Here is a 5,255-nt window from a genome sequence, read left to right as displayed (position 1 = left end):
TCACGGGTGTTCGCTTGTTCAGAGTTGCACAGTGGACGCGTAGCAGCTTAGTAGTCAAGTCCTCGGCCTATTAGTACCGGTCAACTGAACCCGTTACCGGGCTTACATTTCCGGCCTATCAACCCAGTCGTCTAGCTGGGGGCCTTACCCCACCAAGGTGGGTGGGATACCTCATCTTGAAGCAGGCTTCCCGCTTAGATGCTTTCAGCGGTTATCCCTTCCGAACGTAGCTAACCAGCCGTGCCCTTGGCAGGACAACTGGCACACCAGAGGTTCGTCCGTCCCGGTCCTCTCGTACTAGGGACAGCCCTTCTCAAGTATCCTACGCGCACGGCGGATAGGGACCGAACTGTCTCACGACGTTCTAAACCCAGCTCGCGTACCGCTTTAATGGGCGAACAGCCCAACCCTTGGGACCTGCTACAGCCCCAGGATGCGACGAGCCGACATCGAGGTGCCAAACCATCCCGTCGATATGGACTCTTGGGGAAGATCAGCCTGTTATCCCCGGGGTACCTTTTATCCGTTGAGCGACACCGCTTCCACTCGCAAGTGCCGGATCACTAGTCCCGACTTTCGTCCCTGCTCGACCTGTCAGTCTCACAGTCAAGCTCCCTTGTGTACTTGCACTCAACACCTGATTGCCAACCAGGCTGAGGGAACCTTTGGGCGCCTCCGTTACCTTTTAGGAGGCAACCGCCCCAGTTAAACTACCCACCAGACACTGTCCCTGAACCGGATAACGGTCCGAAGTTAGATACCCAAATCAACCAGAGTGGTATTTCAAGATTGCCTCCACCCATACTGGCGTATGGACTTCACCGGCTCCCACCTATCCTACACAAGCTAATTCGAGTACCAATGTCAAGCTATAGTAAAGGTCCCGGGGTCTTTCCGTCCTGCCGCGCGTAACGAGCATCTTTACTCGTACTGCAATTTCGCCGGGCCTGTGGTTGAGACAGTGGGGAAGTCGTTACGCCATTCGTGCAGGTCGGAACTTACCCGACAAGGAATTTCGCTACCTTAGGATGGTTATAGTTACCACCGCCGTTTACTGGCGCTTAAGTTCTCCGCTTCGCCCCGAAGAGCTAACAGGTCCCCTTAACGTTCCAGCACCGGGCAGGCGTCAGTCCATATACATCGAATTACTTCTTCGCATGGACCTGTGTTTTTAGTAAACAGTCGCTTCCCCCTGCTCTCTGCGGCCATACAACGCTCCACCCGCGCGGGGCTTCACGTCTCCGGCCCCCCTTCTCCCTAAGTTACGGGGGCAATTTGCCGAGTTCCTTAACCACAGTTCGCCCGATCGCCTCGGTATTCTCTACCTGACCACCTGTGTCGGTTTGGGGTACGGGCCGCTAAGAACTCGCTAGAGGCTTTTCTCGGCAGCATAGGATCACTGACTTCACCTGAATCGGCTCGGCATCACGTCTCAGCCTATATGTGTTGCGGATTTGCCTACAACACGGCCTACACGCTTACCCCGGCACAACCACCGGCCGGGCTCAGCTACCTTCCTGCGTCACCCCATCGCTTGACTACTACCCATCAGGTTCCCACGCTCCCTCAACTCAGTCCGAAGACCTCACCAAGTTCGGGTGGTTAGCACAACGAGGTTCATCAGGGACGCTCTTTCGCGGGTACGGGAATATCAACCCGTTGTCCATCGACTACGCCTCTCGGCCTCGCCTTAGGTCCCGACTCACCCAGGGCGGATTAGCCTGGCCCTGGAACCCTTGGTCATCCGGCGGAAGGGTTTCTCACCCTTCTTTCGCTACTCATGCCTGCATTCTCACTCGTGCCGCGTCCACAACTGGGTCACCCCGCTGCTTCACTCGCGGCACGACGCTCCCCTACCCATCCACACACCTGCACAAGGAATCAAGTCCAAGCGAGGATAAAATGTGAATGCCACAGCTTCGGCGGTGTGCTTGAGCCCCGCTACATTGTCGGCGCGGAACCACTTGACCAGTGAGCTATTACGCACTCTTTAAAGGGTGGCTGCTTCTAAGCCAACCTCCTGGTTGTCTATGCGACCCCACATCCTTTTCCACTTAGCACACGCTTAGGGGCCTTAGCTGGTGATCTGGGCTGTTTCCCTCTCGACTACGAAGCTTATCCCCCGCAGTCTCACTGCCGCGCTCTCACTTACCGGCATTCGGAGTTTGGCTGATTTCGGTAAGCTTGTGGGCCCCCTAGACCATCCAGTGCTCTACCTCCGGCAAGAAACACGCGACGCTGCACCTAAATGCATTTCGGGGAGAACCAGCTATCACGGAGTTTGATTGGCCTTTCACCCCTAACCACAGGTCATCCCCCAATTTTTCAACATTGGTGGGTTCGGCCCTCCACGCGGTCTTACCCGCGCTTCAGCCTGCCCATGGCTAGATCACTCCGCTTCGGGTCTAGGACACGCGACTGAATCGCCCTATTCAGACTCGCTTTCGCTACGGCTCCCCCACACGGGTTAACCTCGCCACATGCCACTAACTCGCAGGCTCATTCTTCAAAAGGCACGCCGTCACCCCGCAAGGCTCCGACGGATTGTAGGCGAACGGTTTCAGGTACTATTTCACTCCCCTCCCGGGGTACTTTTCACCATTCCCTCACGGTACTTGTCCGCTATCGGTCACCAGGAAGTATTTAGGCTTACCAGGTGGTCCTGGCAGATTCACGGCAGATTTCAGGGGTCCGCCGCTACTCGGGAACACCCACAGAAGGTCAGCAACTTTCACCTACCGGACTCTCACCGTCTACGGTCAGCCATTCCAGACTGTTCGACTAGCCACTGACTTTGTAACTCCTCGAGTGCATGTCAGTACACTCAGCGGGGTCCCACAACCCCGACCACGCAACCCCTGACAGGTATCACACGCAGCCGGTTTAGCCTCGATCCGCTTTCGCTCGCCACTACTCACGGAATCACTAAATTGTTTTCTCTTCCTACGGGTACTGAGATGTTTCACTTCCCCGCGTTCCCTCCACACACCCTATGTGTTCAGGTGTGGGTGACACCACATGACTGGTGCCAGGTTTCCCCATTCGGACACCCTGGGATCACAGCTTGGTTGACAGCTCCCCCAGGCCTATCGCGGCCTCCCACGTCCTTCATCGGCTCCTGGTGCCAAGGCATTCACCGTTCGCCCTTGACAACTTGACCACAAAGATGCTCGCGTCCACTGTGCAATTCTCAACAAACGACCAACCCACAACCCGATCCGCCCCACACCAAACCCAACAACAGTTGGCGGTATGTGAGGCCAGGCCATGCCTGGCAGACTTCCAGCCCCCACACAGGAGGCCAGACAAGTCTCTGAAACAACAACACAATGGTTGTTCCTTCAGGACCCAACAGGGTGCCTACATTTCCCCCCAGCCGCACCAGAAGCATCCGTTCCCACCACCCGAAGGTGGCTGTACTAGGCGCCGCCGGCCGTTGCCAGGGCAAAACTTGCCAGTGTCTCCGCCATCTGAGCACCCCACCACCACAGTCGGGCGGTGCGGGCTCCTTACCGACTTTCGTCGGAAGGTGCTCCTTAGAAAGGAGGTGATCCAGCCGCACCTTCCGGTACGGCTACCTTGTTACGACTTCGTCCCAATCGCCAGCCCCACCTTCGACGGCTCCCTCCACAAGGGTTGGGCCACCGGCTTCGGGTGTTGCCGACTTTCGTGACGTGACGGGCGGTGTGTACAAGGCCCGGGAACGTATTCACCGCAGCGTTGCTGATCTGCGATTACTAGCGACTCCGACTTCACGGGGTCGAGTTGCAGACCCCGATCCGAACTGAGACCGGCTTTTTGGGATTCGCTCCACCTCACGGTATCGCAGCCCATTGTACCGGCCATTGTAGCATGCGTGAAGCCCTGGACATAAGGGGCATGATGACTTGACGTCATCCCCACCTTCCTCCGAGTTGACCCCGGCAGTCTTCGATGAGTCCCCGCCATAACGCGCTGGCAACATCGAACGAGGGTTGCGCTCGTTGCGGGACTTAACCCAACATCTCACGACACGAGCTGACGACAGCCATGCACCACCTGTGACCGCCCCCGAAGGACCTCACATCTCTGTGAGTTTTGCGGCCATGTCAAACCCAGGTAAGGTTCTTCGCGTTGCATCGAATTAATCCGCATGCTCCGCCGCTTGTGCGGGCCCCCGTCAATTCCTTTGAGTTTTAGCCTTGCGGCCGTACTCCCCAGGCGGGGCGCTTAATGCGTTAGCTGCGGCACAGGGAACCGGAGAGGCCCCCCACACCTAGCGCCCAACGTTTACAGCGTGGACTACCAGGGTATCTAATCCTGTTCGCTCCCCACGCTTTCGCTCCTCAGCGTCAGTATCGGCCCAGAGACCCGCCTTCGCCACCGGTGTTCCTCCTGATATCTGCGCATTTCACCGCTACACCAGGAATTCCAGTCTCCCCTACCGAACTCTAGCCTGCCCGTATCGACCGCAGGCTTGGGGTTGAGCCCCAAGTTTTCACGGTCGACGCGACAAGCCGCCTACGAGCTCTTTACGCCCAATAAATCCGGACAACGCTCGCACCCTACGTCTTACCGCGGCTGCTGGCACGTAGTTGGCCGGTGCTTCTTCTGCAGGTACCGTCACTCTCGCTTCGTCCCTGCTGAAAGAGGTTTACAACCCGAAGGCCGTCATCCCTCACGCGGCGTCGCTGCATCAGGCTTCCGCCCATTGTGCAATATTCCCCACTGCTGCCTCCCGTAGGAGTCTGGGCCGTGTCTCAGTCCCAGTGTGGCCGGTCGCCCTCTCAGGCCGGCTACCCGTCGTCGCCTTGGTAGGCCATCACCCCACCAACAAGCTGATAGGCCGCGAGCCCATCCCAAGCCGAAAAACTTTCCACTCCCAGCCATGCGGCCAAAAGTCCTATTCGGTATTAGCCCCCGTTTCCGAGGGTTATCCCAAAGCTTGGGGCAGGTTGCTCACGTGTTACTCACCCGTTCGCCGCTCGAGTACCCCGAAGGGCCTTTCCGCTCGACTTGCATGTGTTAAGCACGCCGCCAGCGTTCGTCCTGAGCCAGGATCAAACTCTCCAACAAAAAATTAGTTGAACAGCATCCTGACAACAAACAAATGTTGCCAAAGGAATCCCAACCAGCCAGCAAAAACTGACCAGTCCGGGGTATAAATCATAATTGGCACTGGCTTTACAAGCACCCTGTTGAGTTCTCAAAGAACAACCACACACCGACCAGAAGCCCCACCACAGTGGAACCCCAACCGGGGCTATCCGAACCGC

At 57.4% G+C, this 5,255-nt stretch carries 2 rRNA genes; both read right to left on the bottom strand.

The window, feature by feature from the left end:
- Positions 1 to 50: 50 nt before the first annotated feature.
- Positions 51 to 3,160, bottom strand: a 23S ribosomal RNA gene (locus ACFYL6_RS33085).
- A gap of 380 nt (positions 3,161 to 3,540) precedes the next feature.
- Positions 3,541 to 5,055: ribosomal RNA gene (locus ACFYL6_RS33080) — 16S ribosomal RNA — on the bottom strand.
- The 16S and 23S rRNA genes sit together here, the layout of an rRNA operon.
- Positions 5,056 to 5,255: the final 200 nt, after the last annotated feature.

This window comes from Micromonospora sp. NPDC007208 (assembly GCF_042869175.1).
Lineage (GTDB): Bacteria > Actinomycetota > Actinomycetes > Mycobacteriales > Micromonosporaceae > Micromonospora > Micromonospora foliorum.
The sequence above is the reverse complement of the archived record's forward strand: the minus strand, read 5'-3'. Positions and strand labels throughout refer to the sequence as shown.